This window comes from Novosphingobium sp. (genome assembly GCF_032093395.1).
Classification (GTDB): domain Bacteria; phylum Pseudomonadota; class Alphaproteobacteria; order Sphingomonadales; family Sphingomonadaceae; genus Novosphingobium.
Window position 1 is genome coordinate 1 of sequence record NZ_DAMDBA010000082.1, and the last position, 22224, is coordinate 22224.

A 22224-nucleotide genomic window follows, 5' to 3' on the forward strand; every position below is an offset into this window, starting at 1 on the left:
CGCGGAAGTGTCGGCTCTGCTCGGCCGTATTCCTTCGGCCGTGGGCTACCAGCCCACCCTGTCGACCGACATGGGCCAGCTGCAGGAACGCATCACCTCGACCACCAAGGGTTCGATCACCTCGGTCCAGGCGATCTACGTCCCCGCGGACGACCTTACCGATCCGGCTCCGGCTGCTTCGTTCGCCCACTTGGACGCAACGACCACGCTGAACCGCGCCATCTCGGAACTGGGCATCTACCCGGCCGTCGACCCGCTCGACTCGACCTCGCGCGTGCTCGAGCCCCGCGTCGTCGGTGCCGAGCACTACGAGACCGCCCGCAAGGTTCAGGAAACCCTGCAGAAGTACAAGTCGCTTCAGGACATCATCGCGATCCTGGGCATGGACGAGCTTTCGGAAGAAGATAAGCTCACCGTCGCCCGCGCCCGCAAGATCCAGAAGTTCCTGTCGCAGCCGTTCCACGTTGCGGAAGTCTTCACGGGCATCTCGGGCAAGTTCGTCCAGCTCGAAGACACCGTGAAGTCGTTCAAGGCCGTCGTCGAAGGCGAGTACGATCACCTTCCCGAAGCAGCCTTCTACATGGTCGGCGGCATCGACGAAGCGGTCGAGAAGGCCAAGAAGCTGGCCGAAGAGGCGTAATCGATCATGGCTCTGCACTTCGAACTCGTCACGCCGGCCAAGCTCGTCCGCTCGGAAGACGTCCACATGGTGGTCGTCCCCGGCACCGAAGGCGAGTTCGGCGTGCTGGAGGGCCACGCGCCCTTCATGTCGACGATCGCCGACGGCGCGCTGAAGGTCTACAAGACCGACGGCGCCGCTCCGGAAGAGATCCGCATCACCGGCGGCTTCGCTGAAGTGGGCGACAAGGGCCTGACCGTGCTCGCCGAGCACGTGGCCTGACGCCAACCGGCTGAGCGCCGAAGAAAAAGGGCGTCGCCGGCAAATCCGGCGACGCCCTTTTTCGATTCGGCCTGTCAGCCGCGTCGCGCGGTGGGAGCGTGGAAATCGGCGGGCTTTCCCGCGATCCAGCTAAGGAACCTGCGGATTTTCTCATCTTGGCGCAGGGCCTCGGCGCGTGGCGGCAGACGAGCCAGTTCGGCGTTGGAGAACGTGGCGTGAATGGCGCGATGGCAGATCGGGTGCAAAGGCACCGTTTCCCGCCCGCCACGGCTCTTGGGCACGGGATGATGCCATTCCACCCGTCGGCCGAGAGGGCGGCCGCAAAGCCAGCAGAACTCCAGTTCGCCATCCGTGTTACCCATCCGTTTTCCTAGCTTCCACGCGCCCTCCGATCCGGGCCACCATTAGTAAGTTATCAAAGTTTCAACCTTAATCCTGCGCACAATCGCGGGACATCGTCACGACCGGTGCCAAGTGGGGCAGCCGTGCCGATGTTGAAAGGGTTGACGAAGAAATGACTGCATTCGGGCGACGCAACGGTATCGGCGGCTTGGGCCAGGGCGCCCGGCCCGCTTTCGGCGTGGCCAAGCCTCTGAAGCTCGGCGCCGAGGCCCCCTCGCCGGGGGCGACCGATCCCTTCCCCCTGCCCTCCGTCGATGCCCCGCCTCCCCAGAACCTGCGGGACGATGCCCTGGCCCGCCTCGCGGATCGCGCCAACGCCGTACATGACGGCCAGTCCGAGCAGAGCGGCTTCGAAGCCTCGATCCACAAGATCAAGGAACAGGTGCTCCCTCGCCTGCTGGAGCGCGTCGATCCGGAGGCTGCGGCGACGCTCACCAAGGACGAGCTGTCCGAGGAATTCCGCCCGATCATCATGGAAGTTCTCGCGGAGCTCAAGATCACCTTCAACCGGCGCGAGCAATTCGCGCTGGAGAAAGTGCTGATCGACGAACTGCTGGGCTTCGGTCCGCTGGAAGAGCTGCTGAACGATCCCGACGTGTCGGACATCATGGTCAACGGTCCGAACCAGACCTACATCGAGAAGAAGGGCAAGCTGCTCCTCGCCCCCACCAAGTTCCGCGACGAACAGCACTTGTTCCAGATCGCCCAGCGCATCGTCAACCAGGTGGGCCGCCGCGTCGATCAGACGACGCCGCTGGCCGACGCCCGCCTCAAGGACGGCAGCCGCGTCAACGTGATCGTACCGCCGTTGTCGCTGCGTGGCACCGCCATCTCCATCCGCAAGTTCTCCGAGAAGCCGATCACGATCGACATGCTCAAAGACTTCGGCTCGATGAGCGACAAGATGGCGACTGCACTCAAGATCGCCGGCGCCTGCCGCATGAATATCGTCATTTCGGGCGGTACCGGCTCGGGCAAGACGACCATGCTCAACGCACTGTCGAAGATGATCGACCCCGGCGAGCGCGTGCTGACGATCGAGGATGCGGCCGAACTGCGGCTCCAGCAGCCACACTGGCTGCCGCTCGAAACCCGCCCGCCGAACCTCGAGGGGCAAGGCGCGATCACCATCGGCGATCTCGTCAAGAACGCCCTCCGCATGAGACCCGACCGTATCATCTTGGGCGAAATCCGCGGCGCCGAGTGTTTCGACCTGCTCGCCGCCATGAACACCGGTCACGACGGTTCCATGTGCACGCTCCACGCCAACAGCCCGCGCGAATGCCTGGGCCGCATGGAGAACATGATCCTGATGGGCGACATCAAGATCCCCAAGGAAGCCATCAGCCGCCAGATCGCGGAATCCGTCGACCTCATCGTGCAAGTGAAGCGCCTGCGCGACGGTTCGCGCCGCACCACCAACATCACCGAAGTGATCGGCATGGAAGGCGACGTGATCGTCACCCAGGAACTCTTCAAGTTCGAGTATCTGGACGAGACCGACGACGGCAAGATCATCGGCGAGTATCGCAGTTCGGGCCTGCGCCCTTACACGCTGGAAAAGGCCCGCCAGTTCGGTTTCGACCAGGCCTTTCTGGAAGCATGCCTCTAAAGCAGTCTCCGAGCCGTCAGATTGGAAAATGCTCTAACCGCGGAACATATCCTTCCCGGCGACACCCAGCAGCAACACGGCTGCCATGAGCGCGAAGAAGAACACGGACGTCCACGGCATGAAGCCCACGCGGTCCAGATCGGTCCGCTTCATGCGTCGGCGGTCTCCGACCCAGGCCAGAACGGCTATGGCTGCCGCGATGGCGCCTGCGAAAGCCATGATCTTGTCGGAATCGGTCATCGGGCGCCTTTGCCGTGTTCGGCATCGAAAGCAAAGGCCTGCCTGCCAGGACTGTCGGGGAAATGCCCCGTAGCGAGCCGATCTCGCTTCCGCTGTCATGACCGGGAACCGCGCGCCCGACCACGAGTTCCACCCTTCGCTCCCCGCGCAATGCCGGGGTCCAGCAGGATAAGGAATTCAAGCAATGGTCAAGAAACTCGTTCTCGCCCTGGTGGTTGGCAGCATCGTCGTTTCGGCATCGGCCTGCAACACCGTGAAGGGTGCCGGCAAGGACGTACAGTCGGTCGGTCAGGCCGGGGAAGACGCCATCAAGTGATGTGAAGGCGAATGCCGTTCCCATGCCGACGCGGCATCACGCCGCGCCGGTATGGTGAGGTGTGGCCGCAGGCCCCTTCCCCTCGATTTCCAGATGCACTAGCGACGGATCGAAGCACCCGTTCGGAGTGCCATGTTTGGAAGGGTTAAGGCGGTCATGATCAGGAAAGCGGCTCTGGCTCTGGCGGTTTCGAGCTTCGTGCTTGGGGCAGCGGCGTGCAACACCGTGCGCGGGGTTGGTCAGGATATCGAATCCGTGGCGAATTCGGTCGATCGGGCGACCTGACACGCACGACCGATCCCTGAGATCGGTAGGTGCTGAACACATTGCGGCGCGAAGCGGGAATCCCGCTTCGCGCCGCACGCGTTTTCGAATTACGTCCGAAGTTCAGTCACTCATGAGATGACCGGCAACGATGGCGCGTGCCCGTTGCCAAAGCACCAGCCTGCTGACGACCACCATGCCTAGAACCAGGCCGAGCATTGCGTCGGTCATGATCAGGGCATTCGCTGCGGGATGGGCCGCGCCCATCGTCATGCCGCCGGGCAGGATCAGACGGCGCGCGCCGAACACGCCCAGAAGCAGGATCAGGGCCAGCGGCGACTGGCGCATCATCACGCGTGCGCCATCGCCTTGTCCCTCTACATGCAACCGCATGAGGCGAGAGCGTTGCATGCCAATGCCCCCACCGATCGCGAACCCCGCCCCCAGCGCCATCCACCCAAGCAGGCTGGGCGGGATACCGTAAAGCGCCAGGCCAACCGCCGCGGCGACGATCACCGGCGCTATCCAAAGCAGGGGGAGACGGAGCGGCCGGGCTCTTTCAAGGCTGCGGAAACGCCAGGCCATGATCCCGGCGAACATCAGCAGCGGCAGCCAGGCAGCGTATCCGTTTCCCCCCATATGGCTCAGCTACCGCCGAATTCGCTCAGCGAAGGAGTAGCCGGTTCGCCCGGCGTTCCCTGCCACACGAGCACCGGCTTGCGGGCCGCGAGCGTTTCGTCAAGACGGCGACGCGGCGCGAAATGCGGCGCGCTGTGGAGGCTCTGGTCGCCATCCTTGGCGCGCTGGGCAAGGCTGCGCAGCGAACCGATGAAGCGGTCGAGGCCAGCCTTGCTTTCCGTCTCGGTCGGCTCGACCAGCATCGCGCCCTTCACCACCAGCGGGAAGTAGACCGTCATCGGGTGGAAGCCCTCGTCGATCAGACCCTTGGCGATATCCAGCGTGGAGAAGCCCTCGGCGAGCCCTGCATCGCTGAACAGCGCCTCGTGCATGCACGGGCCGCTCTTGGCGAAGGGTGCCGGCAGCAGGTCCTCGCAGGAACGCAGGACGTAGTTGGCGTTGAGCACCGCATCCTCGGCAACCTGACGCAGGCCGTCCGCGCCGTGGCTGAGAATGTAGGTCAACGCGCGGGTGAACATGCCCATCTGCCCGTGGAAGGCAACCATGCGGCCGAATGCCTGGGCATGGTCCTCGCCTGCGTTTTCCTCTTCGACGAGATGGACCCGGCCGTCTTCACCGCGGCTGACGAAGGGCAGCGGCGCGAAAGGCGCCAGCGCTTCGGACAGCACGACCGGGCCGGCGCCTGGGCCGCCACCGCCGTGCGGGGTGGAGAAGGTCTTGTGCAGGTTGATGTGCATGGCATCGACGCCAAGGTCACCGGGGCGCACCTTACCGACGATGGCGTTGAAGTTCGCGCCGTCGCAATAGACGTAGCCGCCTGCCGCATGAACCGCGTCGCCGATCGCCTTCATGTCGGGCTCGAACAGGCCGCAGGTGTTCGGGTTGGTGATCATCACGCCCGCAACGTTCGGGCCGAGCTTGGCCTTCAGCGCCTCGACATCGACGCGGCCTTCCGGCGTTGCCGGAATCGACTGCACCTTGAAGCCCGCGAAAGCGGCGGTTGCCGGGTTGGTGCCGTGGGCGCTCTCCGGCACCAGCACCACGTCGCGCTTCTCACCACGCGCGTCGAGCGCGGCGCGGATGCAGAGCAAGCCGCAAAGCTCGCCATGCGCACCGGCCTTGGGGCTCATCGCCACCGAAGCCATGCCGGTCAGGGTGATCAGCCAGTCGGCCAACTGCTCGATCACTTCCAGCGCGCCCTCGACCGTCTTCTGCGGCTGGAGCGGGTGAACGTCGGCAAAGCCCGGCAGGCGGGCCATCTTCTCGTTCAGGCGCGGGTTGTGCTTCATCGTGCACGAACCGAGCGGGAACGGCCCGAGGTCGATCGCGTAGTTCTGGCGCGACAGGCGGGTGTAATGGCGCACGGTTTCAGGCTCGGTCAGGCCGGGCAGCGCCGGAGCCGACTTGCGCAGGAACTTCGACAGGCCCGCAGCCGCCGGACGGCTGGTCTTGTCGAGATCGACGCCGCACTTCTCGGAAGAGCCAAGCTCGAAGCTGAGCGCTTCTTCCAGCATCAGGCCATAGTCGCCCGAGGCGGTCTTGAAGCCAGCGCCCTCACCGGCTTCACCCATCTGAGGGCGCCAACCGCTTGCGTTTACCGCGTTCATGCCAGCACTCCTTCAAGTTCACGCGCAAACACTTCGATATCCTCGTCGGTCACGGTCTCGGTCGCCGTCACCAGCAGGCCGTTGTGCAGATCGCTGTCCTCGGGGAACAGGCGGCCGAGCGAGACGCCGCCCAGCACCTTGCGGTCGGCCAGTTCGCGCACGACTTCGCGGGCGTCACGCGGCAGCACCACGGTCGCCTCGTTGAAGTAGGCGTCGTTCAGCACATTCACGCCCGGCACCTTGGCCAGACGCTCGATCAGGGTCTGCGCCTTGTCGTGGTTCACGGCGGCGAGCCGGGCCAGGCCTTCACCGCCCAGCAGGGTCAGGTGAATACTGAAAGCCAGCGCACAAAGCCCTGAATTCGTGCAGATATTGCTGGTCGCCTTCTCGCGGCGGATATGTTGCTCGCGCGTGGAGAGCGTCAGCACGAAGCCGCGCTTGCCTTCGGCGTCCACGGTCTGGCCGCAGAGACGGCCCGGCATCTGGCGCACGAACTTCTCGCGGCAGCCGAACAGGCCCAGGTACGGGCCGCCGAACTGCAGGCCGACGCCGATCGACTGGCCTTCGCCCACGACGATGTCGGCACCCAGCGCGCCCGGCGCCTCGATCATGCCCAGCGCAACCGGCTCGGTGACGACCGCGATCAGCAGCGCGCCCTTGGCATGCGCGGCATCGGCAATCGCGGCGAGATCGGGGATGCGGCCCATCACGTCCGGATACTGGACGACAACGCAGGAGGTCGTGTCGTCGATCGCGGCGATCACGGCGGCGTCATCGGCCTCGGCTACCAGCTGGGCCTTCAGCGAGACGATATCGTCTTCGGTGAACTTGGCCATCGTGCGCACCACTTCGGCGTAGTGCGGGTGCAGGCCGCTGGACAGCACGGCGCGAGTCTTGCGGGTAATGCGGCTGGCCATCAGGATCGCTTCCCAGCAGGCCGTCGAACCGTCGTACATCGAGGCGTTGGCGATATCGGTACCGAACAGGCGCGCGACCTGCGTCTGGAACTCGAACAACACCTGAAGCGTGCCCTGCGCGATTTCCGGCTGGTACGGGGTGTAGGCGGTCAGGAATTCGCCGCGCTGGATCAGGTGATCGACCGAAGCGGGGACGTGGTGGCGATAAGCGCCAGCGCCGATGAAGAAAGGCGCGGTGCCGGCCGAAAGGTTCTTCGCCGCAAGCGCGGACATGTGCCGCTCCACTGCCATTTCACTGGCATGGGCGGGCAGCCCCTCGATAGGGCCGGAAAGCCGGGCCTCGGCGGGCACGTCGACGAACAGATCGTCAACCGTGTCGGCACCGATGACGCCGAGCATTTCGGCGCGATCGGCGGGAGTCAGGGGCAGGTAGCGCAAGCGGCGATACTCCGTGAATAATATCGGTAAATCAGAGGCTTTCGACGTACTGCTTATAAGCAGACTCATCCATCAGCGCTTCCAGTTCCGCAGCGTCCGACAGGGTCACGCGGAACAGCCAGCCACCGGTCTCGGCCTGGGTGTTGACCAGTTCCGGCTCGTCGGCCAGCGCGGCGTTGGCTTCGGCGATCGTGCCCGAAACCGGCGTGTAGACGTCCGAAGCGGCCTTCACCGAGTCCACCACGGCAACGGAATCGCCTTTGCCGAAGGCAGCGCCGGCTTCCGGCAGATCGACGAAGGTGATGTCGCCAAGCTGGCCCTGTGCGTAGTCGGTGATGCCCACGGTGCCGAGGTCACCCTCGATTTCGATCCACTCGTGTTCCTGCGAGAAATAACGGGTCATGGGTAGGTATCCTCAGCGGTGATAGCGGTTGGGAACGAAGGGCATGGCTGCGACCGTGGCGTCGAGCTTCTTGCCCCGCAATTCGATGGAAAGAGCCGTGCCGTCCGCAGCGAAAGCTGCATCGACATAGGCCATGGCAATGGGATGCTGGAGCGATGGCGAGAAACCGCCTGAAGTAACAACGCCAACTTCCTGTTCGCCTTGAAAAACCTTGGCACCCTCGCGCGCGGCCTGACGGCCATCGAGCTTGAGTCCGATGCGCTTCTGCGCGGTACCCTCGGCAAAGTCGCGCTGAACGCGCTCGCTACCGGGGAAACCACCTTCGAGACGGCGGCGCTTGTTGATGCCGAAAGCAAGACCGGCATCGACCGGGCCGCGCTCGGGATCCATGTCATGGCCGTAGAGCGGCAGACCCGCTTCGAGCCGCAGCGAGTCGCGCGCGCCGAGGCCGATCGGCTTCACTTCCGGTTCGCCGCAGAGCAGGTCCGCGATCATGGCCGCGGATTCGCCGGGAATGGCGATCTCGAAGCCGTCCTCGCCGGTATAGCCCGAACGGCTGATCCAGGCATCGACGCCGCCCAGCTTGAATGCGCCGCCCTTCATGAACGTCAGCGCGGAAACGCCGGGTGCATGGCGCTCCAGCGCTTCGGCCGCCTTCGGTCCCTGAAGTGCAAGGAGCGCATTTTCATCGAGATGGTTGAGCGTGATGTCGTCCGGGAGATATTCGCGCAAGGTGCCGATATCGTCCCACTTGGTCGCGCCGTTGACGACGAGGTAGAAACCGCTTTCCCAGCGCGTGACCATCAGGTCGTCCAGGATGCCGCCATTTTCGTCGAGCAGGAGCGAGTAGCGCACCGAGCCCGTCTTCAGCGTGGAAAGGTCGATCGGCAGAGCGGCTTCCAGAGCCGGCTCCACGCCCTCGCCCGAAATGTAGAGCTGGCCCATGTGGCTGACGTCGAACAGCCCGGCGCTCTCGCGGGTCCAGAGGTGCTCGGCCATGATACCCTCATACTGAACAGGCATCATGTAGCCGGCGAACTCGACCATGCGACCGCCTCGCTCGCGATGCCAACCGTTCAGCGGCAGCAGCTGCGGGGCCAGTTCTTCGGGCTCCTGATCGGAATCGGAAATCGGATATTCGCTCAAGACATGACTCCGCACAGTTCGGTACACCATTCCAGGTGCCCCCTCTGTCACGGAAACCTGAGAGCTTCCCTCGACAAACCCATGACAGGCAGGCCAAAGTTACACCGTCGGCGGCCTCATCCCGAAGGATGCGACACTTTCCAGAGTCTCGCTATCGACGCTGCGCGGTCCTTTTGCCTGAGAGATTCCGGGGCGGTTGCTCCTTCGGCGCCTACCTTTTCGCGAATGCGAATCAGCAGGTCTCTCCCGCGCTGTCAGCGATGCTTTTCACTTGGTTGAGGTGCGGCGGCAAGTCAACGCAATCGCGCTGCAGCGCACTACAATTTCCACGAATAACCGGGGTGTATACCTAAGCCGGACAGGGTTGGAACGGGCGGTGCCGCAGAATTTCGGCCATCGAATCGTGCTCGTGAACGAAGTGGCCCGGCACCCTATCCGCGCTGAGGGCGAGAACGACCTGTGCCAGCCGGACGGCTGCAATCGACCGGAACCGGCGCAGTCTGGCGTGAAATACCAGCATATCCGCAAGCGGCGCAACCACCTGCCCCGCCTTCTCCAGCGGGCGATCTTCAAGGCGCTTGCCACGCAGCAGACCCGGCCGAAGCACGTCCAGGCGCGCAAATCCCATTTGGCCGAGCGCCTGCTCCACCTCACCCTTGGTTCGCAGATACACGTTGGTGCTTTCAGGGTCGGCACCGACCGAGGAAACCAGGATCATGCGGTCGATCCCGGCAAGCCGCGCCGCACGAGCGGTTTCCAGCACAAGATCGTGATCGACGGCGCGAAACGCCTCGTCGCTGCCGGCGGCCTTGCGGGTCGTGCCGAGCGCGCAGACCAGTACGTCGGCATGGGCAGCCTCGATCAGGTCCGGCCAGTCGGCGGTCGGCCCCACGAGTATTTCCAGTCGCGCCCCTTTCGGCAGCAGAACCTCGCGCCGGGCGACGCCGATGACACGCAGGTCGCTGCGACCGATGCTCTGCTCGATCACTGCCGAACCGACAAGTCCGCTGGCGCCGACGAGGCAGATCCGTCGCCCCGCCGCAATCGTTTCAGACATTGCGCAAGCCTTCGGGCGTGCGGCCGTAGATCTGACCATGGCAAGAAATGGCATAGCGGTCCGTCATGCCGGCGATGTAGTCGGCGATGTGGCGGCTGCGCGCGGGTTCATGACGCGGCAGGCCGTCGATCCAGCTTTCCTCCATCAACACCGGCTCCTGCGAGTAGGCGGAATAGAGTTCCGCCAACAGCGCACGGGCGCGACGGGCGGTTTCAAGCTGCTCGGGATGGTAATAGAGCTTCTCGTACATGAACCGCTTGAACTGGCGCTCGCCCTCCTCGACTTCCGGCGAGAAGGCCACGAGTTGACGACCGGCGCCGCGCACCTGATCGATGCTCTCGATACCGATGAGGCGCTTCTGCGTTTCCGCCAGCAAGTCGTTGACCATGAAGCCGATCTGGCTGCGGATCAGTTCCGACAATTGCCGATCGCGCGGCGCGCGGGGATAGCGACGCTCGACTTCCGCCCAGCGTTGGGCGATGAAAGGATGCGCCAGCAGTTCGTCGAGATCGAGGAAGCCAGCGCGCAGGCCGTCGTCGATGTCGTGATTGTCATAGGCGATGTCGTCGGACAGGGCCGCCACTTGCGCTTCGAGCGAGGCGTAAGTTCCCAGTTCGAGACCATAGGCCGCGTCGAGTTCGGCCAGCGCCCAGTTCGGCTCGGAAACCGGGCCGTTGTGCTTGGCTAGGCCCTCCAGTGTTTCCCATGTCAGATTCAGCCCGTCATGCTCGCAATAGGGGCTCTCGATCCGCATCAGGGTGCGCAGGCAATTGGCGTTGTGGTCGAATCCACCTGCCTTGTGCAGCGCCGCGTCGAGCGCTTCCTCTCCGGCATGGCCGAAAGGCGGATGGCCGATATCGTGGGCCAGGGCGAGCGCCTCGGTGAGGTCCTCGTCGAGGCCGATGATCCGGGCGATCACGCGGGCGACTTGAGCCACTTCCAGGCTGTGCGTCAGTCGCACCCGGTAGTGATCGCCATCGGGCGCGATGAAGACCTGGGTCTTGTAGCGCAGACGACGGAAAGCGATCGAATGCACGATGCGATCCCGGTCGCGCTGGTACGGGCTGCGCTGGCCGCGCGGCAGACCGGTGTCCATGGGGAACTCCCGGCCGCGCGAACGGGCCGGATCGGAAGCGTAGGGTGCAAGTGTCAAGCTGAACTCTTTTCCGGAAAGCAGGCTTGCTCTCGGCGCCGTACTAGAGCATTTTCTAATCAGATGGAATCACCTGATGACCCGGAAAATGCGGCAAACCAGAAACCTAGAGCGGTTGATCCGGCACAACCGGATCGGAAACGCTCTAGGACGCAATTCCCGTCTTGCACAAGGCCGCCGAAGTGGTTGTCACGACAATGACCTCGCTGTCATCCACCGCCTTCACGGCCCTGACCCAGGCGCCGAGGGTCTTCTTGTCGCCTTCCAGCTTCTGGAGCCTGATCAATTGCGGGAAACTGAGCCGCTTGACCATGCGGCGTGACATGCAGGTTGCCACCCGATCCGACATTCCAGCCTCGATAAGCGCCGAGCGGACGCGCCAGCCGACATAGAGGTGAGCGCCGAAAACGAGCGTGACGAGAAGGACGGCGAGCAACAGGAATCGCTTGAGATTGCGCAACATGGCGGCCCTATAGAGCCGCTGAATCAGTCCGCCAGTGCTTTCACGATATCCTCGACCATCTTCTTCGCGTCGGCGAGGAGCATCATGGTCTGATCCATGTAAAACACCTCGTTGTCGACCCCGGCATATCCCTGTCCGCCCATCGATCGCTTGATGAAGAAGATGGTCTTGGCCTTCTCCACGTCGAATACCGGCATGCCGTAGATGGGAGAGCTTTTGTCGGTCTTGGCGGCGGGGTTCACCACGTCGTTGGCGCCGATGATGAAGGCGACGTCGCACTGGGCGAATTCGCCGTTGATGTCTTCCAGTTCGAAGACCTCGTCGTAAGGCACGTTTGCCTCAGCCAGCAGTACGTTCATGTGTCCAGGCATGCGACCCGCGACCGGGTGGATCGCATATTTGACGCCGACGCCGTGGGCCTTCAACTGGTCCGCCATCTCGCGCAGGACGTGCTGGGCCTGGGCTACCGCCATGCCGTAGCCGGGAATGATGATGACGTTCTCGGCTTCTCTCATGAGGAAGGCCGCGTCTTCGGCCGAGCCGCGCTTCCAGGGGCGATCCACGGCGGTGGCATTGCCGGTCCCTGCCTCCGCCCCGAAGCCGCCGGCGATTACCGAGATGAAGCTGCGGTTCATCGCCCTGCACATGATGTAGCTGAGGATCGCGCCGGACGAGCCGACCAACGCCCCCGTGATGATCATCGCGGTATTGTGCAGCGTAAAGCCCATCGCCGCCGCCGCCCAGCCCGAATAGGAATTGAGCATTGAGACGACCACCGGCATGTCGGCGCCGCCGATCGGGATGATCAGCAGGAAGCCGATGGCGAAGCTGAGCAGCACGATCGCCCAGAACAGCGTCGGCGTATTCCAGTGGAACAGGCCGACGAGCACGACGATCGCCAGCAGCGCGGCGAAATTGATGACATGACGCGCGGGAAGCAGGATCGGGGCACCGCTCATGTTGCCGTTGAGCTTCGCGAAGGCGATCACCGAACCCGAGAAGGTGACCGCCCCGATGGCCACGCCCAACCCCATCTCGATCCGGCTGCCCCTGAGGATATCCAACCCGTCGGGGGCCAGGATGCCGAATGCCGCCGGATTGTAATAGGCGGCGATCCCCACCAGTACCGCTGCCAGGCCCACCAGCGAGTGGAATGCGGCGACGAGTTGCGGCATCGCCGTCATCTGGATGCGCCGGGCTATCACAAAGCCGATGCCTCCGCCCAGCGCGATGGCGACGAGGATTTCCGGCAGGCTGGCGATCTCATGCGTGACCAGCGTGGTCGCCACGGCAATGCCCATGCCGATCATGCCATAGCGGTTGCCTACACGGCTGGTCGCAGGTGAGGAAAGCCCGCGCAAGGCGAGGATGAAGCAGATGCCGGCAACGAGATAGGCGGCAGCGATCCACGGGTTTGACGCATGGGCCTCCATCAGGACCGGCCCCCGCTGCGCTTGTCCCCGGAGGGCCCTTTATCCTTCTTGCGGTACATCGCCAGCATCCGCTGGGTAACCGCGAAGCCACCGAAAATATTGACGCTGGCCAGCACGACGGCACCCAAGCCCAGCCATTTGGCGAGCGGCGAGCCTTGCGCTGCGCTGGCCACCAGCGCCCCGACGACGATCACCGAAGAGATGGCGTTGGTAACCGCCATCAGCGGGGTGTGCAGCGCGGGCGTGACCGACCAGACGACATAGTAGCCTACGAAACAGGCCAGCACGAAGATCGACAGGATCGAAATGAAGTCCATAAGCCCCCTCCCCTGTTAAGCGTCCCCTATCGAGCGCCCCTGTTCAGCCGAGCAGCCTGGGGTGAACCACCCTGCCGTCGCGGGTCAGCCGGATCGCGGCGCCTATCTCGTCGTCAAGGACCGGCTTGCCCTGCTCCTTGTCCCAGAAGGCCGAGACGAAGTTGAATAGATTGCGCGCGAACAGGGCCGAAGCTTCGGCGGGCAGATGTGCCGGCGTGTTGGAGAAGCCGGCGATTTTCACGCCGTGCCGCTCCACCACTTCGTCGGCCACGCAGCCTTCGACATTGCCGCCCTGCGGTGCGGCGAGGTCGAAGATAACGCTGCCCGGCTTCATCGTGGCGATCTGTGCATCCGATATCAGGCGTGGCGCCACGCGCGCCGGTATCAAGGCCGTGGTTATGACGATGTCCTGACGCGCGAGATGGGCGGATACCAGTTCGGCTTGCGCCCGCCGATAGTCTTCGCTCATTTCCCCGGCGTAACCGCCTGCCCCTTCGCCTTCGATGCCGCGCACGTTCTCCACGAAGATCGGCTTGGCCCCGAGCGACTGAATCTGCTCCCTGGTCGCGGAGCGAACGTCGGTGGCGGAAACTTGCGCACCCAGCCTGCGGGCCGTGGCGATGGCCTGAAGGCCCGCAACGCCAACGCCCATCACGAAGGCCTTGGCCGCGCTCACCGTTCCGGCCGCCGTCATCATCATCGGAAAGGCCCGGCCATAGAGGTTCGCCGCCACCAACACGGCCTTGTACCCCGAGAGGTTCGACTGCGAGGAAAGGATATCCATGGACTGCGCACGCGTGATCCGCGGCATCAGCTCCATGGCCAGCGCCTCCAGCCCGGCGGCGGCATAGGCCTCTACCCTTGAAGGCTGGGCGAAAGGGTCCATCGCGGCGACCACCCAGGCTCCCGAAGCTGCGCCATCGAGCAGCGCCGGATCTGGCGCTTGTATACCCAGGACGATGTTCGCCCCGTCCAGTACCCGAGCAAGCGGAGAAACTGCGGCCCCGGCAGCGAGATAATCCGCGTCGGCGATGCTTGCATGAAGGCCCGCCCCCGCCTCGACCGCTACGGACGCGCCCAGGCCGATCAGCTTCCTGACCGTTTCGGGTGTTGCCGAAACCCGCGTTTCACCGGATGCGCGTTCCCGGAGAACCGCGATCCGGGTGGCTGAGCCCATGCCCTCGGGTCCGGGGCCGACTACTGAGCGATCAGGCCAACCACGAACGCCACGATCAGGATGACGATGCCGGTGCTCCAGGCAGTAGCCTTGACGAAGCCATTGTAGGTTTCGGTAGCGGCCTTGATGTCGTCGCCGGAAGCCATGAACCGGAATCCTCTTCGATTATTGCCTTTTGATAAAGGACATTTAGCGGTGACTCGCGCCGCGCTCAAGTGATAAGCGGTGATTTGGCGGATCGATCGATATCGACGGACAGGCGATCTCACCGGCCCGCCATTTGGTTGCTGTCACCTGGGCATATTTGCCCGGGCCAGCAACCAGCCAAGCCTTAATCCCGTCTTTACCCATTTCTTCTAGGGCGGGATGGCGACAACCAGGAGGCGACACGGGCGGGCGACATTATGGCGGAACAGGAACCACGCCTCCTCATGCTCATCGACGATGAGCCCGCGCAGAGCCGCCTCGTTTCGGCGCTGGCCGCTCGCGAAGGCTGGCGCACGGTGATCGCGCGCGATTCAGAAACCGCCATAGCCACTCTGGGCACGCGGCAGGGCATGCAGCTTTCCGCGATCATCCTAGACCAGTGGGTTCCCGGAGACGATGCTTGCGCGCTCATCGCCGAGCTGAAATCGCGCCGTCCCGCCCTGCCGATCCTGATGCTTACGGCCAGCACCTCGCCCCTGCTGGCGGTGGAAGCGATGCGGGCGGGCGCAACCGACTATCTCGTCAAGCCGGTTGCCCCCGACCGGCTGATGCACGCCTTGCGCTCGGCCACCACCCGCGAGGCGCCGCGCGACGAACTCGCACCGCTGACCGAAAAGATGCCGTCCAATCCCGATTTCGAATCGATGATCGGAGCGGCTCCCAATTTCCGCAAGGCCCTGGCCGTCGCCGCCAAGGCTGCACGCGGTCATGGCCCGGTCCTGATCGAGGGCGAGACGGGTACCGGCAAGGAAATGCTGATCCGGGCAATGCACGCTGCAAGCCCCCGCGCGAAATCGCCCCTGCGGATCGTCAACATCGGCGGATTACCGGCCAATTCGATCGAGTCGGCCTTGTTCGGTCACGAGAAAGGCGCTTTCCCCGGCGCCTTCGATCGGCAGGTCGGCGCGCTTCAGCATTGCGACGGCGCCACCCTGGCGCTGGACGAGATCGACCGGCTGCCGCTTTCCGTGCAGGAACGCCTGCTCGAATCCATCCGCAAAAGCGATGTCCGCCCGATCGGCGCACGCCATTCGTTCCGCATCGATGCCCGGCTGATCGCCGCCAGCAACCTGCCCTTGCAGGATCTCGTGGACGAGGGCCATTTCCTGCCCGAACTGCTCGATGCCCTTTCGCCGACCAAGGTCAGCCTGCCGCCGCTGCGGGAACGCACCGGAGACATTCCTGCCCTCGCCCGCTTCTTCCTCGCCCGTATCGGCGAACAACCGGGGCTGCGCGAACTGGGCATCACCGACGGCGCGCTCTCGTTGCTCGCCGCCTACGACTGGCCAGGCAGCGTCCGCCAGCTTCAGGCCGTGCTGTTCCGCGCCGCCGTGTTCTGCGACGGCGACGCACTCACTTCGGAAGATTTTCCGCAGCTCCTCAACATCCTGGGCAGCGGCCCTGCATCGGTCGCAGGCAATCCGATGCAGGAAAGTTCAGGCGTCATGCTCTATACGCCGGATGGCAATCTGCGCCCGCTCGACGAGATCGAGGCCGACGTCATCCGCCTGGCCATCGGCCTCTATCGCGGACGCATGACAGAAGTCGCAAGGCGCTTAGGGATCGGGCGGTCGACCCTCTATCGCAAGCTGGGCGAACTCGGGATCGACAACGCGGCCTGAACATCCGCTGCGCGCACGGCGAAGTGCCGGCGCGCCATTTCACGCACCGGCACTTCGCTGCCTGATGGAGCCTCCGTTCAGAGGTTTTCGAAATAGACCTGCGGCACGCGATAGCCGCGCTTGCTCATGTACTTCACGTACTTGCCGCGCTCCTGGTGCAGTTCGCTGGCATATTCTTCATAGGCGTCGCGCTGATCCTCGATATCGGATGCCTTGCGCAGATCGGTCGCCAGTTCCTTGCGGGTTTCGTTCACATTGATGCGGTAATCGTACCACTTGCTATTGGCGACGCCGCCGATCGGGGCCTTGATAACCAGCGATTCCTCCTGCTGTGCGACCCTCTTTTCGTACATCATCGGCTGCACGGCCAGGGCGACGGCCGGAACGGCCAATGCCGGGATTGCAGCAAGGGCCAGAAGGGCGGTGCGGGGCTTGTTGGTCTGCTTCATGGGATGGTTCCCTTTCGCTTGACGACGCAGGCCCGATTGCCTGCGTTTGGGAGTGCAACGAGCGTAGATCGACTTTCCCTCCCGCTCTCAAGACGAACGGAGCCGCCGCCGGGACGTCAGGAGGCTTGCGTTCACCGGTGCACACGGATCCGATCCGCCGTTCACCCGCCCGCAAGGCGCGGTTCATCCAAGGTCCAGTTTTGTCGCGGAATTCCTGCTCGGCGACGCTGCCTCTTCGCGCTTCGTTTCTTGCAAACAAGTCATCCGGCAGTCCGCGAACTGTCTGTCCGTTCCCGCGTTGAGGCCGCAGCGAGGAGACGAAAATGATGGATTTCAAGGACAAGGCGGGAATTGTGACGGGCGCGGCCTCGGGCATTGGCGCCGCGGTGGCGCGGGAAATCGTCGGCCAGGGTGGCCGCGTCGTGATCGCGGACTTCGACGAGGAAGCGGCGCGCGCGCTTTCGCAGGAGCTAGGGGCCGAAAAGACTGCCGTGTTCCGGCTCGACGTGGCCGACCCGGTGGCCAACGAAGCATTGGTGGCCTTCACCCTCGGCACGTTCGACCGGCTGGACTTCGCGGTAAACAATGCCGGGATCGGCGCGCCATCCATGAAACTGGCGGACATTCCGCTCGATTCATGGTCGCGCGTGATCGACGTGGATCTCAACAGCGTATTCTACGCCATGAAGTACCAGATCCCCGCCATGGCCGAGCGCGGCGGCGGTGCCATCGTCAACATGGCCTCGATCCTCGGCGCCGTCGGCTGGGCGGGCTCGGCGGCCTACGTCACTTCCAAACATGCGCTTCTGGGCATGACCAAAGTTGCAGCTCTCGATTATGCGGATGCCGGGGTACGCATCAATGCGGTCGGCCCCGGCTTCGTCTCCACGCCGGCTCTCGAAAAGACCATGACCTCGCAGGAAATGGCGGGCCTTGCGGGCAGGCATGCCCTGAACCGCCTGGCCCGGCCCGAGGAGATCGCGATGGTCACCAGCTTCCTCCTGTCCGAGCGAGCCTCCTTCGTGACCGGCACGTATTATCCGGTCGACGGCGGCTATCTGGCGATCTGACGCTTAGGGCATTTGCGCGAAGTCGGTGAGAGCGGCATCGCGCAGCCCCCTCCAGACCCGCGCAGCCTGTACCGTTTCCGCGACATCGTGCACGCGGATGATGTGGGAGCCGGCATCCATCGCCTTGAGTGCCAGCGTCACCGATCCGCCCAGTCGCTGATGCGCGGGCGCCTCGTTGGACAGGGCACCGATCATCCGCTTGCGGCTGGCGCCTACGAACAGCGGATGCCCAAGCCCATGAAAAATCGCGAGGCCGTTCATGAGCTGGAGGTTTTCGGCGAGCGTCTTGCCGAAACCGATGCCGGGATCGAGCAGGATGTTCTCCGGCGCCACGCCCGCCGTCACGGCCTTGTCCCTGCAGGCACGCAGCCAGTCGAACACATCCAGCACGACATCGTCGTAGCTGCCGTTCGAATGCAGGTCTTCCGCATCGCCGGGCGCGTGCATCAGCACCACCGGCGCACCAGAGGCCGCCGCGAATTCCAGGCTGCGCGGATCGTGGCGCAGGGCGGAAACATCGTTGATGATGTGCGCCCCGGCCCGCAGCGTCGCTTCCATGACCGCCGGGCGGCGGGTATCGACGCTGATCGCCGCGCCCATCGCGGCCAAGCGTTCGACCATCGGCACGACCCGCTTGATTTCGTCCCCCTCCCATACCGCCGCCGCGCCGGGGCGCGTGGACTCGCCGCCGATGTCGATCATCGCAGCGCCCGCTTCCAGCATGGCGGCGGCGTGATCGGACGCGACATGCGCGTCGTCGAGGAACCTGCCTCCGTCGGAGAAGCTGTCTGGCGTGATGTTGAGGATGCCGGCGATCTGCGGCTGTTCCAGCCGGATCGTGCGGGCCCCGCACCGAAGCGGCGCATGGACCTTGCGCAAGTTGGACCACTGAAGTTCCGCCTCTGCTCCGAGATCGGCGGAGAGAGTCGCCAATGCCTCGGCGACATCGTTCGCCCCGAAGCGTCGGCGCGAGAGAACCGTGCCGTTCTCCCGAACGATCAGCGCGAAGCGGCTGGCCCAGACCATGGAGCCGCCCAGTCGGATTGCCTCCCCCTCTTCGCTCTGGGGGCTGTCGGCAAGGGCGATCGGGCGGATGTAGACAGTGCGGGTCATGACCGCCCCATAGCCGCCGCGCGCGCCGGGCAGAACTGATTTCGCAGGGCGGCGCGATTGCCTTTGGCTAAACGCACGGCCCGCCACACCCGCGCATCGTCAGAGCACATCGTCACCCTGAAACGAGTTCAGGGTGACGATGGTGCAGACGAGCCCGGTTTGCTGCGCCTGTCACGGGATCAGGCGCGATGCAGCCTCAAGGCTCCGTGGCGAGAATATAGAGCTGGCGGATGGCATCGATCGGTTTGACCTTGCCTTCGTGCTCCAGGTGCCAGAACGTCCAGCCATTGCACGACGGCGCGCCTTGCAGTTCCTTGCCCAGGCCGTGGATCGAGCCGATCTCGCTGCCGCATTCCAGCGAGCCGTCCGCGCGGACAACCGCTTCGAAGCGGCCCTTCTTGTCGGTGAGCCGGGTGCCCGGCTTGATCCAGCCGGTTTCGATCAGCGTGCCGAAGGCGACCTTGGGCGCGGTGCGCTTCGACTGCATGGTCTTGAGCGCGCGTTCGTCGAGCGGCAGCGCCATCTCGATGCGTTCCAGCGCAGCTTCGCGATAGTCGCCCTCGCGCTCGCAGCCGATCCACTCGCGGCCAAGACGCTTGGCGACGGCGCCGGTGGTGCCGGTGCCGAAGAACGGATCGAGCACCACGTCGCCCGCGTTGGTGGTGGCCAGCATCACGCGGTAGAGCAGCGATTCCGGCTTCTGCGTCGGGTGAACCTTGCGACCGCCCTTCTTCAGGCGCTCGGCGCCGTTGCAGATCGGCAGCACCCAGTCCGAACGCATCTGAAGCTCGTCGTTCAGCGTCTTCATCGCGCGGTAGTTGAAGGTGTACTTCGACTTCTCGCCCATCGAGGCCCAGATCAGCGTCTCATGCGCGTTGGTGAAGCGGGTTCCCTTGAAGTTCGGCATCGGGTTGGCCTTGCGCCAGATGATGTCGTTGAGGATCCAGAACCCCATGTCCTGCATGATCGCGCCAAGGCGGAAGATGTTGTGGTACGAACCGATCACCCACAGCGAGCCCTCGGGCTTGAGCACGCGGCGCGCCTCGGTCAGCCAATCGCGGGTGAACTGGTCGTAGGACGCGAAGCTGGAGAACTTGTCCCAGTCGTTGGTGACGGCATCGACATGGCTGCCGTCGGGACGGGAAAGATCGCCGCCGAGCTGAAGATTGTAGGGCGGATCGGCGAAGACCATGTCGACGCTGGCGTCGGGAATGGAGCGCATCGCTTCGATGCAGTCGCCCGGAATGATCTGGCCAAGCGGCAGAAGTTCCTTCGGCGTGGCCGCCGGCGCGACTGCGCGGATCTTCTGCTTGACGAGTATCTGGCCCATGTTTGCTCCGGGAAATTGAACTGTGGATTGACGCCCTAGTGAGTCTTTCCGGACTCAGCGTCAACCCGCGACTCGTTGGATTCCCTAGTGATTCAGGTGTTCAGCAAACAGAACAAAACGAATCCGACACAAGATGTCGAGTCATGATCGACCTGACGGACTCAAGATATGGGGGTTGTGGCCGCCGGGACTCACGGCAAAAAATATGCGCGGCCCGCACTTTCGCGCTTATCCGCCGTCCTCCGCGAGGGTCGGGAATAGCGCCCGCTTCAAACGGATGAATCTTCTTCGGGCAACAACGCCCGCCCAAGGTTCAGAGCCCGGCGAGGCCGCAGTCGATCCCGGTCATCTGTACGCTCACTTCCCACAGCCGACGCGCCGCCTCGACATCGCGGGCCGAAGCCTTGCGCCGGGCGATCCCCGAAGGACCGGACATGCCGAAGAAGCGCTGCGGACCGTAATATTGGCCCGGCTCCGCCACCGGATCGGTTGCCGCCTGAAGCGTGGGCCACGCCCCTTGTTCCGCTGTGTTCAGCACCACGCCCGCAATCGGAAACAGCAGCCGGAAGCCAAGCGAATGGCGCCCGAGTTCGGTTGACGCGATCCCCGGATGGCAAGCGATTGCGCTTACCGGCGATCCGGCGGCACGCAGGCGCCGGTCGAGTTCCAGCAGGTGGAGCAGGTTCGCCAGCTTGCTGTCTCCATAGCGCTGCCGGGCGGAATAGCTGCGGCGCGCATCGAGATCGTCCCAGTCAATCCGGCCCCGCATATGGGCAAGGCTGGCGGTGATCACGACGCGCGCGCCGGGCGTTTCCGAAAGCTTGGGCAGCAGCAGTCCCGTCAGCGCGAAAGGCGCAAGATGGTTCACGCCGAACTGCAACTCATGACCCTGCACCGTGCGCTCCAGCGGCGGCACCATGAGGCCGGCATTGTTCACCAACACGTCGAGCCGGGGCTCATCCCGAGCGACCTGCTCGGCGCATTCGCGCACGCTGAACAGATCCGCCTGGTCGAGCGGCACGAAGGCGAGATTGGCGCCGGGCACTTCCATGCGGATGTGCTCCATGGCGAGGCGCGCCTTCTCCTCGTTGCGGCAGGCCATCAGCACGCGGGCGCCGTGGGCGGCCAGCACGCGCGTCGTTTCGTAGCCGATGCCGGTATTGGCGCCGGTGACGAGGAAGCATTTGCCCCCCTGCCCGGTTACGGATGCCGCAGTGAAGCCCTTCACAATGCCATCTCCAGTTGTGCCACGGGTGAGAAGCTGCGGCGATGATGCGGTGTGGGTCCATGCAGGCGCAGCGCTTCCAGATGTTGCGCGGTGCCGTAACCGGCGTTGCGTTCCCACCCATAGTGCGGATGCACTTCGGCAAGGCCCCGCATCAGCCGGTCGCGATGTTCCTTGGCGATGATCGAGGCCGCGGAGATGCAAGGTTCCAGCGCGTCCCCGCCGACGATCGCGCGGGCCTGCCAGCGCCAGTCCGCCGTGCGCCCCATCGGCGTCAGGTTCCCGTCGACCAGCACCTCGTGCGGCTCTTCTCCCAGGGTGACGCAAAGCGCCGCGACCGCGCGGGTCATCGCCAGCATCGTCGCCCCGAAGATGTTGAGGCGGTCGATCTCCTCCACGTCCACGACGCCCACCGCCCACCGGCAACGGCGCTTGATCGTGGCTTCCAGTTCCCCCCGGCGCTTGCCCGATAGCTTCTTGGAATCGTCGAGCCCGGACGGCCGGGGCTTGCACAGCACCACCGCGCCCGCCACAACCGGCCCGGCCAATGGCCCTCGCCCCGCCTCATCGACACCAATGACGAGGCGGTTCGTTAGAGGGAGGCCAGTTTCCTGTAAGGGTGCGACCGACATGACCAAGCCGACTATCTCCAGATCGTTCCTCGCGGCGGTATCGCCCGTCGCCTTCGTCTTTGCAAGCTGCGGTGCGGCGGCCACCGGGGAC

Annotated in this window: 25 protein-coding genes, 1 pseudogene and 2 riboswitches; of the genes and pseudogenes, 7 read left to right on the plus strand and 19 right to left on the minus strand. The window is 64.4% G+C overall.

What is annotated here, in order from left to right; translation table 11 throughout:
- Nucleotides 1-640 (plus strand): annotated as a pseudogene (locus RT424_RS20160) (F0F1 ATP synthase subunit beta); the annotation flags it as partial.
- 6 nt (nucleotides 641-646) lie between these two features.
- On the plus strand, nucleotides 647-901 hold the full coding sequence (locus tag RT424_RS20165; RefSeq protein ID WP_313441895.1) for an ATP synthase F1 subunit epsilon: 255 nt from the start codon (nucleotides 647-649) through the stop codon (nucleotides 899-901).
- A 74-nt stretch (nucleotides 902-975) separates the two neighbouring features.
- On the opposite strand, the gene RT424_RS20170 is transcribed toward RT424_RS20165, so the two are convergent.
- Nucleotides 976-1263, minus strand: a complete 288-nt coding sequence (locus RT424_RS20170; protein WP_313441897.1) for an HNH endonuclease — start codon at nucleotides 1261-1263, stop codon at nucleotides 976-978.
- A 152-nt stretch (nucleotides 1264-1415) separates the two neighbouring features.
- On the opposite strand from RT424_RS20170, the gene RT424_RS20175 reads away from it, so the two are divergent.
- Nucleotides 1416-2915 (plus strand): CpaF family protein, encoded by a 1500-nt coding sequence (locus RT424_RS20175; RefSeq protein WP_313441899.1) that lies wholly within the window; start codon nucleotides 1416-1418, stop codon nucleotides 2913-2915.
- A gap of 33 nt (nucleotides 2916-2948) precedes the next feature.
- On the opposite strand, the gene RT424_RS20180 is transcribed toward RT424_RS20175, so the two are convergent.
- The gene (locus tag RT424_RS20180) at nucleotides 2949-3155 is read right to left on the minus strand and encodes a hypothetical protein (RefSeq protein WP_313441901.1); all 207 of its coding nucleotides are present in this window, start codon (nucleotides 3153-3155) and stop codon (nucleotides 2949-2951) included.
- A 184-nt stretch (nucleotides 3156-3339) separates the two neighbouring features.
- Here RT424_RS20180 and RT424_RS20185 point away from each other — a divergent pair, with 184 nt between their 5' ends.
- Both RT424_RS20185 and RT424_RS20190 read left to right on the plus strand, forming a co-directional pair.
- The gene (locus RT424_RS20185) at nucleotides 3340-3471 is read left to right on the plus strand and encodes an entericidin A/B family lipoprotein (protein WP_147219672.1); all 132 of its coding nucleotides are present in this window, start codon (nucleotides 3340-3342) and stop codon (nucleotides 3469-3471) included.
- Between the two features lie 156 nt (nucleotides 3472-3627).
- Nucleotides 3628-3756, plus strand: coding sequence for a hypothetical protein (locus RT424_RS20190; protein ID WP_313441905.1), 129 nt, complete (start codon nucleotides 3628-3630; stop codon nucleotides 3754-3756).
- A 102-nt stretch (nucleotides 3757-3858) separates the two neighbouring features.
- Here RT424_RS20190 and RT424_RS20195 read toward each other — a convergent pair whose 3' ends face one another.
- The 12 genes from RT424_RS20195 to RT424_RS20250 all read right to left on the minus strand — a co-directional run bounded on the left by RT424_RS20195 (nucleotide 3859) and on the right by RT424_RS20250 (nucleotide 14631).
- A complete protein-coding gene (locus RT424_RS20195) occupies nucleotides 3859-4374 on the minus strand; it encodes a CcdC protein domain-containing protein (RefSeq protein ID WP_313441907.1) in 516 nt (171 codons plus the stop codon).
- 5 nt (nucleotides 4375-4379) lie between these two features.
- Nucleotides 4380-5981 (minus strand): aminomethyl-transferring glycine dehydrogenase subunit GcvPB, encoded by a 1602-nt coding sequence (gene gcvPB, locus RT424_RS20200; protein WP_313441909.1) that lies wholly within the window; start codon nucleotides 5979-5981, stop codon nucleotides 4380-4382.
- A complete protein-coding gene (gene gcvPA / locus RT424_RS20205) occupies nucleotides 5978-7336 on the minus strand; it encodes an aminomethyl-transferring glycine dehydrogenase subunit GcvPA (protein ID WP_313441911.1) in 1359 nt (452 codons plus the stop codon). The genes gcvPB and gcvPA overlap by 4 nt, the downstream gene beginning before the upstream one ends.
- Nucleotides 7337-7367: 31 nt before the next feature.
- A complete protein-coding gene (gcvH, locus tag RT424_RS20210; protein WP_313441913.1) occupies nucleotides 7368-7739 on the minus strand; it encodes a glycine cleavage system protein GcvH in 372 nt (123 codons plus the stop codon).
- A 12-nt stretch (nucleotides 7740-7751) separates the two neighbouring features.
- Nucleotides 7752-8885: a glycine cleavage system aminomethyltransferase GcvT gene (gene gcvT, locus RT424_RS20215; RefSeq protein WP_313441915.1), complete on the minus strand. Its 1134-nt coding sequence runs from the start codon at nucleotides 8883-8885 to the stop codon at nucleotides 7752-7754.
- 34 nt (nucleotides 8886-8919) lie between these two features.
- Nucleotides 8920-9039: riboswitch (glycine riboswitch) on the minus strand.
- A 1-nt stretch (nucleotide 9040) separates the two neighbouring features.
- Nucleotides 9041-9144, minus strand: a riboswitch (glycine riboswitch).
- Nucleotides 9145-9234: 90 nt separating this feature from the next.
- A complete protein-coding gene (locus RT424_RS20220) occupies nucleotides 9235-9942 on the minus strand; it encodes an NAD(P)H-binding protein (protein ID WP_313441917.1) in 708 nt (235 codons plus the stop codon).
- Entirely contained in the window at nucleotides 9935-11095 is a 1161-nt protein-coding gene (locus RT424_RS20225; protein WP_313441919.1) for a deoxyguanosinetriphosphate triphosphohydrolase, read from the minus strand. The genes RT424_RS20220 and RT424_RS20225 overlap by 8 nt, the downstream gene beginning before the upstream one ends.
- A gap of 145 nt (nucleotides 11096-11240) precedes the next feature.
- Nucleotides 11241-11558, minus strand: a complete 318-nt coding sequence (locus tag RT424_RS20230) for a hypothetical protein (RefSeq protein ID WP_313441921.1) — start codon at nucleotides 11556-11558, stop codon at nucleotides 11241-11243.
- Between the two features lie 23 nt (nucleotides 11559-11581).
- On the minus strand, nucleotides 11582-12991 hold the full coding sequence (locus tag RT424_RS20235) for an NAD(P)(+) transhydrogenase (Re/Si-specific) subunit beta (protein WP_313441923.1): 1410 nt from the start codon (nucleotides 12989-12991) through the stop codon (nucleotides 11582-11584).
- Nucleotides 12991-13308, minus strand: coding sequence for a proton-translocating transhydrogenase family protein (locus RT424_RS20240; protein WP_313441925.1), 318 nt, complete (start codon nucleotides 13306-13308; stop codon nucleotides 12991-12993). The genes RT424_RS20235 and RT424_RS20240 overlap by 1 nt, the downstream gene beginning before the upstream one ends.
- A gap of 43 nt (nucleotides 13309-13351) precedes the next feature.
- Nucleotides 13352-14485, minus strand: coding sequence for an NAD(P) transhydrogenase subunit alpha (locus RT424_RS20245; RefSeq protein ID WP_313441927.1), 1134 nt, complete (start codon nucleotides 14483-14485; stop codon nucleotides 13352-13354).
- Nucleotides 14486-14505: 20 nt separating this feature from the next.
- Nucleotides 14506-14631 (minus strand): aa3-type cytochrome c oxidase subunit IV, encoded by a 126-nt coding sequence (locus RT424_RS20250; RefSeq protein WP_313441929.1) that lies wholly within the window; start codon nucleotides 14629-14631, stop codon nucleotides 14506-14508.
- A gap of 258 nt (nucleotides 14632-14889) precedes the next feature.
- On the opposite strand from RT424_RS20250, the gene RT424_RS20255 reads away from it, so the two are divergent.
- Nucleotides 14890-16314 carry a sigma-54 dependent transcriptional regulator gene (locus RT424_RS20255; protein ID WP_313441931.1) on the plus strand — a complete coding sequence of 475 codons (1425 nt, stop codon included), beginning with the start codon at nucleotides 14890-14892 and terminating at the stop codon, nucleotides 16312-16314.
- Nucleotides 16315-16391: 77 nt separating this feature from the next.
- Here the strand turns inward: RT424_RS20255 and RT424_RS20260 are convergent, their stop codons facing one another.
- Entirely contained in the window at nucleotides 16392-16763 is a 372-nt protein-coding gene (locus RT424_RS20260) for a hypothetical protein (RefSeq protein ID WP_313441933.1), read from the minus strand.
- 323 nt (nucleotides 16764-17086) lie between these two features.
- On the opposite strand from RT424_RS20260, the gene RT424_RS20265 reads away from it, so the two are divergent.
- Nucleotides 17087-17833 carry an SDR family oxidoreductase gene (locus RT424_RS20265; protein WP_313441935.1) on the plus strand — a complete coding sequence of 249 codons (747 nt, stop codon included), beginning with the start codon at nucleotides 17087-17089 and terminating at the stop codon, nucleotides 17831-17833.
- A gap of 3 nt (nucleotides 17834-17836) precedes the next feature.
- On the opposite strand, the gene folP is transcribed toward RT424_RS20265, so the two are convergent.
- The 4 genes from folP to RT424_RS20285 form a co-directional block, all read right to left on the minus strand.
- Nucleotides 17837-18946: a dihydropteroate synthase gene (gene folP, locus RT424_RS20270; protein ID WP_313441937.1), complete on the minus strand. Its 1110-nt coding sequence runs from the start codon at nucleotides 18944-18946 to the stop codon at nucleotides 17837-17839.
- Nucleotides 18947-19142: 196 nt separating this feature from the next.
- Entirely contained in the window at nucleotides 19143-20276 is a 1134-nt protein-coding gene (locus tag RT424_RS20275) for a site-specific DNA-methyltransferase (RefSeq protein WP_313441939.1), read from the minus strand.
- Nucleotides 20277-20589: 313 nt separating this feature from the next.
- Nucleotides 20590-21504 (minus strand): oxidoreductase, encoded by a 915-nt coding sequence (locus RT424_RS20280; RefSeq protein WP_313441941.1) that lies wholly within the window; start codon nucleotides 21502-21504, stop codon nucleotides 20590-20592.
- Nucleotides 21501-22133: a ribonuclease HII gene (locus RT424_RS20285; protein ID WP_313441943.1), complete on the minus strand. Its 633-nt coding sequence runs from the start codon at nucleotides 22131-22133 to the stop codon at nucleotides 21501-21503. Before RT424_RS20285 ends, RT424_RS20280 begins: the two co-directional genes overlap by 4 nt.
- Nucleotides 22134-22224: the final 91 nt, after the last annotated feature.